This is a genomic window from Ruminococcus sp. 1001136sp1_2201st1_G3_2201SCRN_220225, assembly GCF_040924365.1.
Taxonomy (GTDB): Bacteria; Bacillota; Clostridia; order Lachnospirales; family Lachnospiraceae; genus Blautia_A; species Blautia_A faecis.
In genome coordinates, this window is record NZ_JBCOME010000007.1 from 1 (window position 1) to 18,348 (window position 18,348).

16 protein-coding genes are annotated in these 18,348 nt (G+C 44.2%); 1 reads left to right on the plus strand and 15 read right to left on the minus strand.

Translation table 11 applies throughout. The features are described from left to right. Nucleotides 1-256: 256 nt before the first annotated feature. From AB5642_RS03950 to AB5642_RS03965, 4 genes are all read right to left on the minus strand, one after another. Nucleotides 257-1,543: a diaminopimelate decarboxylase gene (locus AB5642_RS03950; RefSeq protein ID WP_173718129.1), complete on the minus strand. Its 1,287-nt coding sequence runs from the start codon at nucleotides 1,541-1,543 to the stop codon at nucleotides 257-259. Between the two features lie 88 nt (nucleotides 1,544-1,631). Next, nucleotides 1,632-3,065, minus strand: coding sequence for a pyruvate kinase (pyk, locus tag AB5642_RS03955; protein ID WP_148462834.1), 1,434 nt, complete (start codon nucleotides 3,063-3,065; stop codon nucleotides 1,632-1,634). A 98-nt stretch (nucleotides 3,066-3,163) separates the two neighbouring features. Beyond that, nucleotides 3,164-4,021, minus strand: a complete 858-nt coding sequence (locus AB5642_RS03960) for a rhomboid family intramembrane serine protease (protein ID WP_148462835.1) — start codon at nucleotides 4,019-4,021, stop codon at nucleotides 3,164-3,166. Nucleotides 4,022-4,034: 13 nt separating this feature from the next. Beyond that, nucleotides 4,035-4,976 (minus strand): magnesium transporter CorA family protein, encoded by a 942-nt coding sequence (locus tag AB5642_RS03965; protein WP_148462836.1) that lies wholly within the window; start codon nucleotides 4,974-4,976, stop codon nucleotides 4,035-4,037. Nucleotides 4,977-5,239: 263 nt separating this feature from the next. Here AB5642_RS03965 and aroC point away from each other — a divergent pair, with 263 nt between their 5' ends. Beyond that, the gene (aroC, locus tag AB5642_RS03970; RefSeq protein ID WP_173718128.1) at nucleotides 5,240-6,331 is read left to right on the plus strand and encodes a chorismate synthase; all 1,092 of its coding nucleotides are present in this window, start codon (nucleotides 5,240-5,242) and stop codon (nucleotides 6,329-6,331) included. A 119-nt stretch (nucleotides 6,332-6,450) separates the two neighbouring features. On the opposite strand, the gene AB5642_RS03975 is transcribed toward aroC, so the two are convergent. From AB5642_RS03975 to AB5642_RS04025, 11 genes are all read right to left on the minus strand, one after another. Then, nucleotides 6,451-7,539 (minus strand): lactonase family protein, encoded by a 1,089-nt coding sequence (locus AB5642_RS03975; protein ID WP_173718127.1) that lies wholly within the window; start codon nucleotides 7,537-7,539, stop codon nucleotides 6,451-6,453. 223 nt (nucleotides 7,540-7,762) lie between these two features. After that, nucleotides 7,763-9,034, minus strand: coding sequence for a glutamate-1-semialdehyde 2,1-aminomutase (hemL, locus tag AB5642_RS03980; RefSeq protein WP_173718126.1), 1,272 nt, complete (start codon nucleotides 9,032-9,034; stop codon nucleotides 7,763-7,765). Then, entirely contained in the window at nucleotides 9,034-10,017 is a 984-nt protein-coding gene (gene hemB, locus AB5642_RS03985) for a porphobilinogen synthase (protein WP_173718125.1), read from the minus strand. Before hemB ends, hemL begins: the two co-directional genes overlap by 1 nt. Further along, nucleotides 10,008-12,446, minus strand: coding sequence for a uroporphyrinogen-III C-methyltransferase (gene cobA / locus AB5642_RS03990; protein ID WP_118579976.1), 2,439 nt, complete (start codon nucleotides 12,444-12,446; stop codon nucleotides 10,008-10,010). Before cobA ends, hemB begins: the two co-directional genes overlap by 10 nt. After that, entirely contained in the window at nucleotides 12,439-12,924 is a 486-nt protein-coding gene (locus tag AB5642_RS03995) for a bifunctional precorrin-2 dehydrogenase/sirohydrochlorin ferrochelatase (RefSeq protein ID WP_148462846.1), read from the minus strand. Before AB5642_RS03995 ends, cobA begins: the two co-directional genes overlap by 8 nt. Continuing rightward, nucleotides 12,914-14,143: a glutamyl-tRNA reductase gene (gene hemA / locus AB5642_RS04000; protein ID WP_173718124.1), complete on the minus strand. Its 1,230-nt coding sequence runs from the start codon at nucleotides 14,141-14,143 to the stop codon at nucleotides 12,914-12,916. The genes AB5642_RS03995 and hemA overlap by 11 nt, the downstream gene beginning before the upstream one ends. A gap of 167 nt (nucleotides 14,144-14,310) precedes the next feature. Continuing rightward, nucleotides 14,311-14,667, minus strand: a complete 357-nt coding sequence (locus AB5642_RS04005; protein WP_148462848.1) for a CGGC domain-containing protein — start codon at nucleotides 14,665-14,667, stop codon at nucleotides 14,311-14,313. Further along, nucleotides 14,664-15,452: a sirohydrochlorin cobaltochelatase gene (locus AB5642_RS04010; protein ID WP_148462849.1), complete on the minus strand. Its 789-nt coding sequence runs from the start codon at nucleotides 15,450-15,452 to the stop codon at nucleotides 14,664-14,666. The genes AB5642_RS04005 and AB5642_RS04010 overlap by 4 nt, the downstream gene beginning before the upstream one ends. A gap of 22 nt (nucleotides 15,453-15,474) precedes the next feature. After that, entirely contained in the window at nucleotides 15,475-16,248 is a 774-nt protein-coding gene (locus AB5642_RS04015) for an ABC transporter ATP-binding protein (RefSeq protein ID WP_019161065.1), read from the minus strand. After that, nucleotides 16,245-17,330 carry an iron ABC transporter permease gene (locus tag AB5642_RS04020; protein ID WP_173716563.1) on the minus strand — a complete coding sequence of 362 codons (1,086 nt, stop codon included), beginning with the start codon at nucleotides 17,328-17,330 and terminating at the stop codon, nucleotides 16,245-16,247. Before AB5642_RS04020 ends, AB5642_RS04015 begins: the two co-directional genes overlap by 4 nt. Before the next feature lies 1 nt (nucleotide 17,331). Beyond that, nucleotides 17,332-18,324, minus strand: a complete 993-nt coding sequence (locus AB5642_RS04025; protein WP_173718123.1) for an ABC transporter substrate-binding protein — start codon at nucleotides 18,322-18,324, stop codon at nucleotides 17,332-17,334. Nucleotides 18,325-18,348: the final 24 nt, after the last annotated feature.

The following is an 18,348-nucleotide window of genomic DNA, read 5'->3' on the forward strand; positions in this document are numbered from 1 at the left end:
ATATAAATCCCGTCAAGTCCTTGATTTTGCGGGATTTTTTGTTGCTCAGAATTTCAAAAAATGTCAAGGATTGTCAAAAATCTGCCCCGCATTTACCTCGCGGGTTCATACTTTTGACCATCTATCCCAAACTGTTCCGAAGAAATTCTTTCTATATAGCAAAAGAGGATCCGCCAGCAACTCAGCGGTTCCTCTTTTCATTTACACAGTCTGCAAGCCAAACGCATCAAACTGTTTTTATTTTACTCATAAGTAATTACGCCCGGTCTTCATCCTCCAGCATTTTCTCAAAAATCGGGAAGCAGTCGAAAGTTGCAAAGTAATCTCTTGGGGTCTCGGCGCGACGGATCATATCGAAGCTTCCATCTTCGTGAAGAAGGATCTCCGCAGATTTCAATTTACCATTGTAATTATATCCCATGGAAAAACCATGTGCGCCAGTATCATGAATCACCAGATAATCTCCCATATCAATCTTCGGAAGATAACGGTCAATTGCAAACTTATCATTATTCTCGCAAAGAGATCCTGTGATATCATACAGGTGATCGCAAACCTGATCCTCTTTTCCAAGAACAGTAATATGATGATAAGCACCGTACATAGCCGGCCGCATAAGGTTTACTGCGCAGGAGTCCACACCGATATACTCTTTGTGAGTGTGCTTCTCATGAATCGCTTTTGTTACCAGGCAGCCATAAGGTCCCATCATGAATCGTCCAAGCTCTGTATAAATAGCTACATCTCCCATTCCTTCCGGAACCAGAACTTCTTCATATACCTTGCGTACACCTTCTCCAATTGCACGAATATCGTTTGGAGTCTGCTCCGGGCGATAAGGAATACCAATACCACCGGAAAGATTGATGAATTTAATATGCGCCCCAGTCTCCTTCTGAAGCTTCACAGCAAGTTCAAACATAACCTTCGCAAGCATCGGGTAGTAATCGTTCGTCACTGTATTGCTGGCAAGAAATGCATGAATTCCAAACTCCCTGGCGCCCTTACTCTTCAGGATACGAAATGCATCAAAAATCTGCTCCGTAGTCATGCCATATTTTGCATCCCCAGGATTATCCATAATATCATTGCTGATCTTGAACACTCCACCAGGATTATAACGGCAGCTAATGATCTCCGGAATCTTTCCAACAGCTTTCTCTACACTCTCAATATGAGTGATGTCATCAAGATTGATAATTCCACCGATCTCATCTGCATATTTAAACTCTTTATCCGGAGTGTCATTAGAGGAAAACATAATGTCTCCCTTCTTGCATCCGATAGCTTTGGAAAGCATCAGTTCTGTCATGGATGAGCAGTCACATCCGCAGCCATATTCCTGCAGAATCTTGATCAGAAACGGGTTCGGGGTTGCCTTTACTGCAAAAAACTCCTTAAAGCCCTTGTTCCATGCAAAAGCTTCCTTTAAAGCCTGTGCATTTTCCCGGATGCCCTTCTCATCATAAAGATGAAATGGGGTGGGATATTTTTCGGCAATTTCCTGTACCTTCTCCAGTGTTACAAAAGGTGTCTTTTTCATAATAGTTTCTCCTCGTTTGTAAAATACAGCACTCGCTGCGCTTAAAAAGTAATTTTTCTATTGCAACAAATCAGATCATGTGACAGCTTTATTTGGCTTCAATCACATGCAGCATATTTGTTACAGCACCTTCCCGGGTCATATTGGTAGCAGGATCTCCAACCGTAAATACGATCAGGTCTCCTTTCTTTGCGAGCCGCTTTCTGCGGACAACGCTCATGGCCTGGGAAATAATGTGCTCTGTAGAATCCTTCTCGTATCCTTTCAGCGGTGTAACGCCCCATACAAGCTGAAGTCTATGCAGAATCGTATCATTGGGAGTGACAGCATAAATAGGAGCTTCCGGCCGGAAATTGGAAATCAGTCTGGCTGTTCTTCCTCCAAAGGTAGGAGTCACAATGGCCTTGGCCTTCAGATCTCTTGCAGTCTGCACTGCAGCCAGTCCCACAGCACTGGACACTCTGCTCTCACCACACATATTGCGGTTATGGGTATAATCCTCATAATTCAGGTGAGGCTCTGTGGTCTGTGCAATCTCCACCATCATCTTCAGTGCTTCCAGCGGATATTTACCAGCTGCAGTTTCACCGGAAAGCATGATCGCATCTGTACCGTCGTAAATAGCATTGGCAACGTCTGCCACCTCAGCTCTTGTAGGACGTGGATTACGGATCATGGAATCCAGCATCTGGGTAGCAGTAATAACCGGAACATAGTTCTCATTGCACTTGCGGATGATCATTTTCTGGATATAAGGAACCTCACTTGGAGGAATCTCCACGCCAAGATCGCCTCTGGCAACCATAATACCATCTGCGGCCTTGATGATCTCATCAATATTTTCAACACCTTCGGCATTCTCGATTTTGGCAATGATTCCAATATCATGTCCGCCATTTTCATCTAAAAGCTGACGGATTTCTTTAATCGCTTTTGCGTCACGTACAAAAGAAGCTGCAATATAATCAAACTCCTGTGTAATTCCAAACAGAATATCCTCTTTGTCCTGCTCTGTAATTCCCGGAAGCTTCACTTTCACATAAGGGACGTTGATTCCTTTGCGCTCTCCAAGCTCGCCGCCGTTTAAGACACGACAGACAATATCCCCATTCTTAATATTCTCAATCTCCAGTTCGATCAGACCATCATCAATCAGGATTTTACCGCCTTTTTTCACATCTTTGTAAAGATTTTCATATGTGATGGCGACTCTGGTCTCATCTCCCTCTATATCACCGGTAGTAAGTGTAAATTCGCTTCCAGCCTCCAATGTAATCTTCTTATGATCCTTAAGAAGCTTGGTACGGATCTCCGGTCCCTTTGTATCAAGAAGCAGGGCAACCGGAATATTCAGTTCTTCCCGTAGGTTTTTGACCATGTCTACTCTTCCCCTGTGTTCTTCATGAGAACCATGGGAAAAATTAAAACGTGCAATATCCATTCCGGCACGCATCATAGCTCTTAAAGTATTTTTCTTACTGGATGCTGGTCCCATAGTACAGATAATTTTTGTTCTCTTCATAAGCAGTCTTTCCCTCTGTCTTTTCAGTCATTTGCTGGCTGCTGCCCACATCGTTCACAGCAGCCATGCAATGTTACCGGTTAACAATTACATTAATTTCATTTCACATGTGTATGTGTAAAAAGATGGTCCTGGCAATACTCATAATTTCCATTGCATCTGGAACAAAAACGAAATTCCAGATTAGGATCATCAAGCTCAGTACGTCCGCAAATCGCGCATTTGTGCTTGGTCACACTGCCGCTGCCTGATTTCATACGTCCCTGGGGTTCCATTGCTCTGCGGAATTCATTTCTTCTGTGGACCTCCTTCGGGTTATACCGGCTGAAATCCTTTGTTCCAAAGTAAAAAATAATGAAATTCAACAGAGAAGCCACAATCGGGATCACCAAATACCATGCACCTGCCATAATGTACTGAATCATTTCATATACAACGATCACCACATAAAAAATTGCCATCCACTTCATCTTCACCGGAATGATAAACATAAGCAGAACCTGCATATCCGGATAACACATTGCATATGCAAGGAATGTGGACAGACTGATATAGTAAGTAGAAAATACGTTTCCTACCAGAACATTTCCTCCGAGAAGGAAATACAGAATGAACGCTCCCAAAATTGTAAATATCACGCCCGAAAGAATATACAACGTATATTTAAAAGTTCCAATCGTCCGCTCCAGAGAAGTTCCAATTGGATAATAAAAGAACAGAACTGCAATTGCAAACCATAATACTCCGGAAGTGCTCGGTGGATACAGTACCCAGGTCACTAGTCTCCATACCTGTCCCCGCAGAATATACGCTGGTTCCAGGCTCAGCCAGTTCAGTATGCCTGGATTCACGATCATCAGTGCATAACCGATCACATAGCATACAATCATGTAAATTGTGAGATTGGGAATACCAAATCTTCCAAATTTTCGTTCCAGCTTATCAATAAATTTCATGTAATCCTCCTATTCAGAAAAATTTCTTCTTGGACAGAATCACAGCTGCCACAATACTCACCAGTATGGACAGCAATATCACCACTAAAAATCCCCATTTGTCAGCAGAAAACGGCATTCCCGAAGGGCTCAGGTTCATTCCATATGCACTGAACACAATAGTGGGAATACTCATTACAATCGTGATAACGGACAAAACCTTCATAACCACATTCAGGTTATTGGAAATAACCGAGGCAAAAGTCCCCATCATGCTGCTTAAGATACCGCTGTATATATTGGCCATCTCGATTGCCTGTTTATTCTCAATGATAACATCTTCCAGAAGATCCGTATCCTCCGGGTACTGCTTAATGCTCTCTACCTTCAGAAGCTTCTCCAGTACTACCTCGTTTGACCGAAGAGATGTAGTAAAATAAACCAGGGATTTCTCCAGTTCCAACAGTTCCATTAGTTCCTGATTACGGGTGGACATGTGGAGCTTCTCCTCCACCTGTTCACTTTTCTTATCTATAATACGCAGATAATGCAGGTACATAGTGGCATTGCGGTACAGGATCTGCAAAATGAATCTGGTTTTCATATAGGTAAAGAAATTACGTACTCTTCCCTCCATAAACCGGGTAAGCACCTGGGTATCCTCCAGACATACGGTAAAAATCATCTTCTTGGTAACAATAATACCAAGAGGGATAGTGCCATACCAGTCCTTGTCATTGCGTTCCTCGATCATAGGAACATCTACCAGGATCAGTGTATAATTATCTTCCACTTCAATACGAGAACGCTCTTCCTCATCCAGAGGAGCGCGAAGATCATCTACTTCGATTCCGAATCTTTCGGACATCTCAAAGATCTCAGTTGCAGTGGGATTGGTCATTGCAATCCAGCAATCCTCCTGTGGTTCCTGAATCTCATGGATCGCACCCTCTATTGTCTTAAAAATCCTTACCACAAGCTGCACTCCTTCCAATCTCTTGCTTCTGTATAAAAACCAGCTGTCCCACTTTTCTGTCAGACAGGGCTCCTATCCTCAAAAATACACGCTTAATTATAATTTCTACAGGAAATTTTGTCAATTCTAATAGATTCGGTTTACAAATTTTTTGCATTTCGCTATAATGTCTTTAACATCACATTCATACTTTAATTCGGCACAGCAGTTTTCCCTCCACAACTGGCGATTGCTGCAGTCCGAAGAAGAAAGGATTTATGCCTATGAGTCAGTCAACATTTGGAAAAAAATTTACAGTAACTACCTGGGGAGAGTCCCACGGCAAGGCACTGGGCACCGTTGTAGATGGCGTTCCAGCAGGACTTTTCCTTACGGAGGCAGATATACAGACTTATCTGGACAGAAGGAAGCCTGGCCAAAGCCGTTACACCACTGCCCGAAATGAAGGAGATGAAGTCGAAATCCTTTCCGGAATCTTTGAGGGACAGACCACTGGCACCCCCATTTCCATGATCGTGCGGAACAAAGACCAGCGTTCCCGGGATTACGGAAATATCGCGCAGACCTATCGCCCTGGACATGCAGATTTTGGTTTTGACAGTAAATATGGTTTTCGCGACTACAGAGGCGGCGGACGTTCCTCTGGACGTGAGACCATCGGCCGAGTTGCCGCCGGAGCCATTGCAGCCAGGATTCTGAAAGAACTTGGTATTACCCTGCAGGCCTACACCAGTTCCATCGGACCAGTCTCATGCCAAAGCTACCACCCTGAAATAATACCGGAAAACTCTTTCTATATGCCAGATATGGTTGCCGCAGAAAAAGCAGCCAAGTATCTGGAGAAATGCATGAAAGAGGAGGACAGTGCAGGCGGTGTTGTCGAGTGCCGTATAAGCGGCGTTCCTGCTGGCATTGGAGATCCTGTATTTGGAAAACTAGATGCAGCTTTTGCCCAGGCACTGATGTCTATTGGCGCCGTAAAAGCAGTGGAAATCGGCGATGGTGTAAAGGTTTCCACCATGAAGGGTTCCGAAAACAATGATGGCTTCCACATGGAAAATGGCAGAATTGTAAAGACCACCAACCACTCTGGAGGCATTTTAGGCGGAATCAGTGACGGCGGTGAAATTCTCCTCCGCGCCCACATCAAACCAACCCCATCCATTGCACAGCCTCAGCAGACTGTTACCACTACCGGCGAGAACACCTCCATCGAAATCAAAGGCCGTCATGATCCTGTGATCGTGCCCCGCGCCGTTGTAGTCGTGGAATCCATGGCCGCCATCACACTGGTAGATGCCATGTTCTCCAATATGAGTGCACGCATGGACTATGTAAAAAACTTTTATCTTTAAAATTCGTCAAAAAGGCAGTTACCTGAATCTTTCTCTCATTCAGATAACTGCCTTCATTATTTATTATAATCTGTGAAAAAATTCACTATTCACACTAACGCGTGTTTGAAAAAATATACCTATGCCTCCAAATCCTCAATATCATTTCCATCCGGTACCGGCCAGATATTGATGCAGTTCGGAGTCTCAATCTTACGCGGCTTACCTTTCATCATAATGATGTTCTTCTCATAGTCAACCTTGAAGGTGGTAATGCTGTTGCTGGAATGGTTGGCAACGGCAATGTGCTGGTTATCCGGGAAGATTACAAGGTCTTTCGGATAGTCACCACTTACCGGAAGGACAAACTTACGCTCCAGAAGTCCTGTCTCAGCGTCTACTTCAAACATACCAACTGTATTCTCACCGGCTGTGGTACAGAACAGATGCTTTCCGTCTGGTGCAAGTGCAAGTCCGGATGCTGCATTGTGAGATACATTTCCATCCTCCTTCTTCGCCAGGGTAGAAACGCTCTGAAGCAGTTCAAATTCTGGAACATCTCCATTTCCGTTATAGCTATAAACCTTAATCTCATTGCTCAGCTCAAAAAGCACATATGCGAAACGTCCATCTGCACTGAAACGGATAATACGCGGTCCACTCTCTCTCGGGCATCTTACAATATCCACCAGCTCCAGCTTATCTGTCCGCTTATTGATACGGTAAACCTTGATCTGGTCAATTCCATTATCTACTGCGCAGAGATATTTATTATCCGGAGTAGGACGTACACAGTTTACGTGAGGACGGAAGTTACGCTCTGCAACACTTCCAAGACCAGTGTGGAAAACACCGTCCATAACACTTCCAAGACGTCCATCCTTATGAGTGTGTACAACGGTTACCTTTCCATCGTGATAACCTGCTACGTAAAGATATTTGCCATCTACGTCTGTAGCAAGGAAACAACCTCTCATGCCATCAATATCCACGCTGTTGATACGTGCCAAATCGCCATTATGATCACGCTTGAATACCGCAACGCCCTCATCCTCGATAGAATAAAGGTATTTTCCATTCTTGGATACCGCGGTATAAGACGCATTACTTACTTCCACTTCACTTCTCTCTGTGAGAGTACCTTCTTCCAGGTTCACGTCATAAACCTGAATTCCCTTGCTGGTTCCGTGAGTATAGGTTCCTACATAAGCCACATATTTCTTACCCATTTGTCTAGCCTCCTACAGTCTCTTTCTGGAAACCGTCCGTTCACGCTGTTCTTCCGATCTTTTTTACAGCGTAGCGGGTCACTGTGCAGCTCTGAATATTACTGCATTCTCTATATCAGTAAATCCTCTGCCACGGTTCATTTATTACAGCCGCATTTTATTACAGCAACTCGTATTCTGGTTTCTTTTATGTAATTGTGTCTAAATTATACCACACACATTTTCAAAGAACAAGCTTTACTGCATCCAGAGTTTCCATAATAATTTCATCTGTATGAGCCGCTGACAGGAACATGGCTTCAAACTGGGACGGAGCCATATGAATTCCCATATTCAGCATTTTTTTGAAATATTCTGCAAATGCCACTGTGTCAGAAGATTTTGCAGAAACATAATCTACAACAGGCTGTCCCGTAAAGAACAGGCTTCCAAGAGAGCCCACATAATTCATCTGGTAATTCAGACCTTTTTCTTTCACGATTTTTCCCATTCCACCGTAGAGAAGCTCTCCCTTTTTCTCCAGTTCCGTGTAAATTTCCTGATGGTCATACAAATATTTCAGCTGGGTAAGCCCGGCAGCCATAGCTACCGGATTTCCGCTTAAAGTACCTGCCTGATATACTTTTCCTGCCGGAGCAACCAATTCCATCACATCTCTTCTTCCGCCATATGCACCTACCGGCATTCCGGCACCAATGATTTTTCCATAAGTAACCAGATCCGGTGTTACACCAAAATACTGTGCTGCGCCGCCAAATGCAAGTCGGAATCCGGTAATCACCTCATCAAAAATAAGAAGGGCATGGTATTGGTCGCAAAGAGCGCGAAGTCCCTGCAGAAATCCTTCCCTTGGCGGAACTACACCCATGTTGGCTCCAACTGCTTCCACGATCACTGCTGCCACCTGGCCATCTGCCTGCTGAAAAAGAGTCTCCACACTGCCAAGATCGTTGTAAGCTGCCAGCATAGTATCCTCTGTACAGCCTTTTGGAACACCGGCACTGTCCGGCACACCACTTGTCATCACACCGGAACCTGCGCTTACCAGCATGGCATCACTGTGTCCATGATAGCAGCCTGCAAATTTGATGATCTTATTTTTCCCCGTATAACCTCTTGCAACACGGATTGCACTCATAACAGCTTCTGTACCAGAATTGACCATTCGGATCATATCCACATGCGGGATTCTGTCACAGATAAATTCAGCCATTTCCACTTCGATCTCTGTAGCGCATCCAAAGCTCAGACCTTTTTCACAGGCCTTCAGAACACTTTCCCGTATTGCAGGAAAATTGTGTCCCAGGATCATTGGTCCCCAGGAATCTATGTAATCAATATAGCGGTTGCCATCTACATCATAAATATAGCAGCCATCTGCACGTTCAATAAATCTCGGTGCTTCTCCTATAGCGCCATATGCACGCACCGGACTGTTTACACCGCCGGGGATTCTTTTTACCGCTCTCTCAAAAAGCTTCTCAGACTTTGTCATTATCCGATTCTCCCTTCCTCCATCATTTTTGCAATTTCTTCTGCAAAATAAGTGATATAAATCTGGGCACCTGCACGATAAGCTCCCACCGCCATTTCTCCAATGATCCGCTCTTCGTCGATCCAGCCCATCTTTGCCGCCGCCTTCACCATGGCATACTCACCACTTACACTATAGGCAGCTACCGGAACATTCACAGCCTTGGAGATCTCAGATACCATATCAAGATAAGACATGGCAGGCTTCACCATAATAATATCAGCGCCTTCTTCAATATCCATAAGAGCTTCTTTCATTCCCTCTCTTCTATTGTGGAAATCCATCTGATAGCTCTTGCGGTCTCCAAAAGCAGGAGCACTTCCGGCTGCATCACGGAACGGGCCATAGAACGCAGAAGCGTATTTCACCGCATAAGACATGATTGGAATATTGGTATAACCGCCCAGATCCAGTTCTTTACGGATGGCAGCAACACGTCCGTCCATCATATCGGAAGGCGCGATCATATCAGAGCCAGCCTGCGCATGAGACAGAGCTGTTTTTGCCAGAAGCTCCAATGTCTTGTCGTTGTCAACATCATGGCCGCAAAGAACGCCGCAGTGACCGTGAGAGGTATATTCACACATGCACACATCTGTCACATAATACATCTCTGGAAATCTGCTCTTTGCTTCCCGAAGTGCCTTCTGTACAATACCATCCTGAGCGTAAGCGCCGCTTCCGACTTCATCCTTATGAGCCGGGATTCCAAAAAGCATAATGCTGTTTACCCCTGCTTTTTCCAACTGCTCCAGCTTATAGGGAAGACGGTCCAGGCTGTAACGGTACTGCCCTTCCATGGAAGGAATCTCTTCCTGGATTCCATTTCCTTCCATTACAAACAGCGGATAGATAAGAGAAGATTTGTCCATTCTGGTCTCTCTCACCATTTTTCGCAAATTTGCACTGCCCCTTAATCTTCTAGGTCTCTTAATCAGTTCCATTTTTCTTCACTCCTCTTCAGTGTCTCAACCAGTTCGATCAGACTGTCGATGGTTGCTTTTTCTGACATATATGTCTGCATTCCATAAGAATCCGCCGCTGCACGAGTCTGTTTTCCAATACATGCAGCACGAACCCTGGAATAATCAAGTCCTTTGGTACTCTCCACAAAGCCTTTCACTGTGGAAGCACTGGTAAATACAGCCAGGTCAATGGTGCCCTCTTCAAATTCTTTCTTCTCATTAATAAGAGGACTGCTTACATATCCGGTCTCATAAGTCGGAACATCATCCACCTGTGCACCTGTTTTTTTCAGTTCTTCTGCCAGCTCCCTGTTTCCAAGGGAGGCTCTTGGAATCAGAATCTTTTCTGTTCCATTTAAAAGAGCGCCAAGTTCTTTTCCAAGGGTATTTCCATCATAAACAGAAGGCATGAAATCCGGATAGATTCCTCTTTCCAGAAACTTCTTCTTTGTGCCCTCACCGATCACCGCGATTTTTGCATTTCCAAGAGAACGCAGGTCGATCTTCTTTTTCTCCATTTGCCTGAAGAAAACTTCCACGCCTGCAGGACTTGTAAATACCAGCCAGTCATAGCTGCGGATATGAGAAAAGGCCTGGTACAGTCTGCTCTGATCCTCCAGAGGGATAATACTGATGGATGGAAGTTCCAGTACTTCTGCACCTTTCTCCCGAAGAAGGGCCGCAGTTCTGGAAATATTCTCCTTTGGCCGGGTGACAAGAATCTTCCAGCCTGCCAGAGGTAATTTCTCATACCAGGCAAAATCATCTGCCAAAGTGCAGACCTTTCCTACCACAATAATGGCCGGTGTCTGGATTTTCGCCTGATCAGAGGCTGTCTTTAATGTAGCGACAGTTGCCACGACTCTTTGCTGACCAGCCGTAGTACCCTTGGATAAAACAGCAGCCGGCATATCCGGATCCATTCCAGCTTTCATAAGGCCACTGCAGATATCCTCCATGGCAGTGATTCCCATGAGAAAAACAAGAGTTCCTTTCGTATGTACCAGCGCCTCAAAATCAATGTCGTACTCCATTCCCTTGCGCTTATGTCCGGTGATAACATGAACAGACGAACAGAAATCCCGATGTGTCACAGGAATTCCGTTATATGCAGGTACGGAAATCGGGGAAGTCACACCAGGAACTACTTCATAAGGAATGCCCTCCTTTGTGAGAAGCTCCAGTTCCTCTCCTCCTCGTCCAAAAAGAAAAGGATCGCCGCCTTTCAGTCGTACTACCCGGTTGCCCTTTTTTGCCTCATCAGCAAGAACCTGGTTAATCTTCTCCTGGGACATAGTATGGTGGCCAGCACGTTTTCCCACATTGATCAGTTTTGCAGAAGCAGGAATTCTGGTCAGGATTCCCTGTCCTACCAGGCTGTCATAAACAACCACATCTGCCTGTTCCAGAACCTGGGCACCTTTCATTGTAAAAAGCCCCACATCTCCAGGACCAGCTCCCACCAGCCAGACTTTTCCCGGTTCTTTTTTGTTGTCTTCCTGCAAGCCAGACTCTTTGTATTCCACTTTGCAGCGCTCCTGCAGTTCTTTTGCAAGAGAAGTTCCCAGTTTTTCTGCATCTGAAGGATTTCCTGTTTTATATCCTTTCAGATAATGTCCAGTCTTTTCTTCATAGTAAAGACCGGTAAGTTTCAACTGACCATCTTTGATTTCTCCATAGGCAGCTACCGGAGAGGTACATCCGCCATTTAAATATTTTACAAAGGCTCTCTCTGCTGTTGCAGCCTGATGGGCCTGCAGATCATCATACCCTTTCAGAAACTCATAATCCAGACCATCAATTCCCTGAACTGCAAGAATTCCCTGTCCCGCTGCCGGAATCATTTCTTCTGTATCAAAATACCTGCTGATCCTGTTTTCAAGCCCCAGACGTTTCAAACCGGCGGCTGCAAGAACTAACGCAGAATATTCTCCACTATCCAGCTTTTCCAGTCTGGTCTGAAGATTTCCACGAATACTTTTCACCTGCATATCCGGGTAAATTTCTTTCAGCTGCAGCTTTCTGCGAAGGCTGGAACAACCGATAGGCTTCAAAGGATCCAGAACATCACAGCCTTTTGGGAGAACCAGCACATCTCTTACGTCTTCCCTTTTTGAAAAAGCAAGTATGGGGAGCTTCTCCGGGACTTCCATAGGCATATCCTTCAGGCTATGAACAGAAAGCTGACTTCTGCCCTCTAAAAGCGCCCGATCCAGTTCCTTTACAAAAAGGCCTTTTCCTCCAATCTTATCCAGAGTACGGTCCAGTATTTTGTCTCCTGTAGTCTTCATAGTCAGGATTTCCACATCCATTTGCGGATGCCTGCATACAATATAATCCTTCACCATCTGGCTTTGCAGTACGGCAAGCTTGCTTTCCCTGCTTCCGATCACAACTTTTTTATTCATAACTATCCTCATCTTTTTCCAGTTCTTCCAGAAGTGCCTGCATTTTTTCTCTTACTGCCTTAGCCTTTTTGTGATTGACACCGCTGGCCGTGATTCCCACTACAATATCATCCTTCAGACAAATTCCGGGAAAGTAAAAATCGCACAAATTCTTATCACTTGCAACATTTACATAAATTCCCTCTTCTTTACAGATACGGTAAATTTCCTCATTTAACTCACTGTTATTCGTAACAGCCAGCACCATATAAGCCATAGAGAAATCTGATTTTTTCACAGGGCGGGGCTGGATCTGAATTTTTCCCAGCTTGCCCAGTTCCCAGAGATCTGCTGTCATCTTCGGCGCAATTACTGTAATATTCCTGGTAAATAATAATAATGCTTTCACTCTTCTTGTGGCAATGGTTCCCCCACCCACTACCACAATATTCTTATCCGATAAATCCACATACAGTGGGAAATAACGCTTATTTTTCATATGTTTTCTCCAGTCCTGCTACACATTCCAGAAATGCCTGTTCATTCATGCTGTCCCTGAGTCCAAACAGCATTTTGTTTACTACCTTTTCCATTGCACGGTCCACTGCACTCAACAGCTGCTCTTTTTCCAGCTCTTCCATATGAGTGTTTTTCAGAGGCTTCATAATTCTTAAATTAAAATCATTTACTGCGTTTTCTTTAATTTCCTGTATACGCGGGATCAGATCTTTCCCTTCCAGCCATTTGAAAAATTCATCCATCTGCTCACGGACGATTTTTCCTGCTGCCTCCAGATGTTCCTGAAGCTCGGCAGGCTTCTCATCCGTTTTGAAGCTGTCCATGTCATATAAAGTCACACCTTCAAACCTGCCCACCTCTGGTTCAATATCTCTTGGAACTGCCAGATCAATGAGAACAATACTTTTTTCCAGTTCCAGATTTTCAAACAGTTCCTCACGCAAAGTAAAATTCGGACTTGCCGTAGCACTGACTACAAGATCACACTTAGGCAGATAGTCCATTCTTTCGCCATAATTAATTCGTTTACATCCAAATGGAATATTCACCATTCCGCTGCGATACTGACGCACGGTTACAGTCACATCTGCACCGGCTTCCATAAGAGCCTGGGCTGCAACCTTTCCCATTTCTCCATTTCCGATCACCATGCAGACCTTATCCTGTACGCAATAGCCCTGTCTGTCAAGCATTTCTATCGCCTGATGGATCACAGACGGATTCCCATGAGAAAATGGCACCTCAGTTTTAATCTTTTTTCCTGCTGTTACAGCCATTCGGAAAAGCACTTCAAGGGCTCCATCGGTTGTAAAATGCTCTCTGGCAATTCCCAGTGCATCTTTTACCTGAGTAAGAATCTGATCTTCTCCAAGTATCTGGGATTTCAGACCGGATGCAAGGTAAAACAGATGTTCCACAGCAGCATGGCCTTCACGCTTTGTAAAATATATTTCGTACTGATCATCATTAATATTTTTCAGTTTACAAAGCTCTTTATATAAAGAAAGCTCTGCCTCATCATCCACACTTGCCCATACCTCCAGGCGATTGCATGTAGAAAGAATAATACAGCCATCTATTCCCCGCTGTTCCTTTAATTTTTCCATAGCCTCCCCTGCATTTTTTCTGGTAAATGCAAACAAGGCTCGTATATCTACGGGAGCCATACTATGGTCTATTCCAATCATAGAAATACTCATCTTATGTAATTCTCCTTAAATATCATTTTCTGCCACCGCTCATTTTACTAATTCCTGCGTATATTGTCAATAAAGCCAGGCAAAACACAGCAATAAAAAAGCTTCCAGACAGACTATTTTCCACAATCTGCCTGGAAGTTTCCCCTATACGATTTCTCTATCCTGTTTCAGGATTCTCTATGAGTTCCTCTTACCACCTGGATTCCCCTGGATTCTATCATCTCACAGATTTTGGCAATTCGTGGGCACTCTTTTTTCTCCCTGTCCAGACGACAGGCTCCCACATGCATTACCTTAATTTCTTCGCTGACCAGCCTGTCTATTTTTTCCAGAATTCCCTCATCTACATCCGGTTCTTTGGGATTTATACTTTTGCATCCATTACAGGTCATCATTGCTCCCAGAAGTGTGTCCGGAGAATATCCATCAAAAAAGTCACTGCGATTCTGAAAGGCCTTCAGGCATCCCACTCTGGCACATACATTATTGGAGTGAAGGCAGGTCAGTGTCCCAATTTTAATCATACCGCTTCCCTCGCATGTTCCACAAAGAGTTTTCGAATACTTTCATATTCCCCCAGTCCTTTCAGAACTGTCTGCACTTCATAGCCAGCTTTGCTGATGATATTTTTCCAGGAGTCTTCTTCCTCTCCTGCCATGTCATTTTTCGCATGGTCACCGGCAACGATCATAAACGGTGCGATTACCACTTTTTTTACCCCGCATTTTCCAAGCTGTTTCAGGACCTGGTCAATTTCAGGATAACCTTCCACAGTTCCTACGATCACATTTTCATATCCCATATCCTTGAATCTGTAATCCAGTGCGGCATAAACGGCATTTGCGTAGTGCTCGGTTCCATGCCCCATAAGCACAAGTGCCGTTTCCTTATCCTTAATTACAGGGAACTCATCTGCAACCGCTTTCACCACATACTCATTATCTTCTTCTGTTGTAAGCAGAGGAGCTCCGAATTTCACAGATTGGAAATGATCCGCACACGCCAGAACATCCTTTTTCATAAGGTCATTTTCCACACCGTTCATTACATGCGTAGGCTGGACGATCACCTCTGTGATTCCATCTGTTCTCATACGCTCCATTGCTTCTGTCACATTGTCATAGTGAATATGATCTCTCTTTGAAATTCTGGCAAGGATCATCTTGCTTGTCCATGCGCGATAAACTTTACAATCTGTAAAAGCAGCTCCAATTTCTTTTTCAATTGCATCAATGGTCACTACTCTGGTGTCCTCGTGACTGGTGCCAAAGCTGACTACAAGGATCCCTTTTTTTGCTGTATCGCTCATTCAGATTTCCTCCACTTTTCCTTTATTTTTTCACATGCAAAGGATGGTATGTAACATTCAGCATGCCGTATTCATCCTTTTTTACAGTTGCATCTACTTCATATAACATATGTATAAAATCTTCTGTAATGACTTCTTCCGGAGTTCCGCAAGCCACCAGACGACCGTTCTTCATGGCATAGATCCGGTCGCAGTATGCTGCTGCAATATTCAGATCATGCAAAGCACCGATCACAGTGACCCCAAGACTTTTTACAATATCCAGAAGCTGGAGCTGGTATTTGATGTCAAGATGGTTGGTAGGCTCATCCAAGATCAGACAGTCAGTTTTCTGCGCCAGAGCTCTTGCCAGAATGATTCGCTGCTGCTCACCGCCAGACAGACTGGAAAAAACACGGTGCCGATAGGGAAGCATTCCCACTTTTTCCAGACACTCTTCCACGATCTTATAATCCTCGGCATTATCCCGTTCCATGGTTTTCTTATGAGGAGCCCTTCCCATCATTACAATTTCCTGTACGGAAAATTCAAAATTATAGTAATTGTGCTGGGACACCACTGCCAGTGCTTTTGCAGAATCCTTTACCTTATATTCGTTCAGCGGTTTTCCATCCAGCATGATCACGCCGGTATCTGGCTTAAGTACACGGTAAATACATTTCAGCAATGTACTTTTTCCACTTCCGTTTGGTCCTATAATTCCTACAAATTCCTTTTCCTTTATGGCTGCGTCAATTCCCTTAAGAATCTCATTTCCGCCAAGCTCCACATGGATATCAGAAGCTGTCAGTTTCATGATTTCTCACCTCCGAATCCATAAGATCTGCGTACCAGCAGATAAATAAAGCAAGGTGCTCCGATCATGGATACCAGGATTCCGATTGGGACTTCACTCTTGGGAATAATGATCCTGGAAGCAACATCTGCCCAGATCAAGAAAATGGAACCGCTAAGTGCTGACAGTGGAAGCATTTTCTTGTGATCGGTTCCAAAGAACATTCGTACCACATGAGGAATAATGAGTCCTACAAATCCAATGATACCTGCGGAATATACCACAAAACCGATCAACAGTGCTGTCACTACAAGATACACCTGACGATATCTGTGCAGGTCAGTTCCTAATGTGATGGATACCTCATCTCCAAGCAGCATCATATTGAGAATACGGCTCTGGGTGCAGAAAAACAGGGTTGCTATAAAAACGCAGGGAATAATCACAGCCAGATTTTCCCATTTCGCGCCTGCCAGACTTCCCATCAGCCAGAAAGTAACTGTCTGGATTCCATCTCTGTCGCCCGCAATATAGACAACAAAGTTTGAAAATGCACTGCACACACTTCCAAGTGCTGTACCTGCAAGCAGAAGTCGGACTGAATTTGCCCGGCCTCCTATATTTGCAGTGATCTGTACCAGTACAGAAATAAGGAAAGCTCCGATAAATGCGCAGATTCCAATAGAGTTGGAGCCAAATACGGCTCCAACTCCAAGAAAGATTGCCACTGTTGCACCAAGAGATGCACCAGAGGAAATACCCAGAATATACGGATCTGCAATCGGATTTTTCACAATGGCCTGCATTACCACACCTGCAACTGCCAGACCCATGCCAACGGCTGTTGCAAGAAGAATACGGGGAAGGCGGATAAACCACACAATATCAGACATGGCTCCTACACCATAAACCTCCGGATCCCCGATTCCAAACACTTTATACAAAATTACACTATACACATCTTTCACAGAAAGATCTACAGAACCAATGGTAACTGCAGTCAGAATGGATATCACCAGAAGCACAGTCAGTAATATCACCGCCAGCACATAGATCGGCTTTCCATGAAAAATTCCATTTTTAAAATCCGGTTTTCTTTTCATTTTATTCGTACAGATCCGGATATAATGCTTTTGCAAATGTCATAATTCCATCATAGGTTCTGACACCGCTGCAGTATACCTCGTTCAGGTTTACAGAGAATACTTTGTTGTTCTTAACTGCAGAAAGGCTCGCATATGCAGGGTTATCTGTAATATCAGCGATTGCCTCATCAGCTGTCATAAATCCATCATAGTTGATCATGAATAATACATCCGGATCAGCTGCAATCAGATCCTCTGCACCAACGTTTTCAGAGTTCTCTGCACCAAGCTTCAGCTCTGCACCAAGTGTCTCCGGAATATTTCCGCCAAGTGTCTCTGTTCCATATACACGGAAGGAATCTCCCTCATCCTCAAGAACGGCTACGGATAACGGGTCTGTTCCTTCCACATGCTCTTTTACTTTATCAATCTCACCCTTCATCTGATCAACGATTTCCTCTGCCTTGTCTTCGCAATCAAAGATCTTGCCAAGGTTCAGGATATCCTCATATTCGTCTTCAATTGTACGTGGGAACTCAGAAGCCGGTCCCTTTGCAGAACTGTTCAGGGACATGTATGTATTTACATCTCTCTCCTGCCAGAAGCTTACATCAGAAAGCCAGTCATCACTGAAAGAAGAATACCATGCCGCAATAAAATCAGGCTCCATTGCAACAACTTCCTCTTTGGATGGCTTGGTATCCATATACTGAATCTTGTCAAATTCATCTTTTAAATCCTCACGCACATCACCGTCCAGACCGTAAGCAGCTACGATCTTATCACCGAGACCAAGTGCCAGAAGCTCTTCGATATTGGAGTTTGCATATGCAAATACTTTCTCCGGAGCTTTCTCAAAAGTCATTTCAACCGGTTCGTTCTCATAATTGTAGGTTGTGATTGTTACGGGATAATGGCTGTCTCCATCCTCCGCAAATACAGTTGTTCCCATTCCCAGGCTGAGAATTCCTGCCAGACATAACATTCCTGCTGCTGTTTTCATGTTTTTCATGCTTTTTCTCCTTATTTTTTCTTT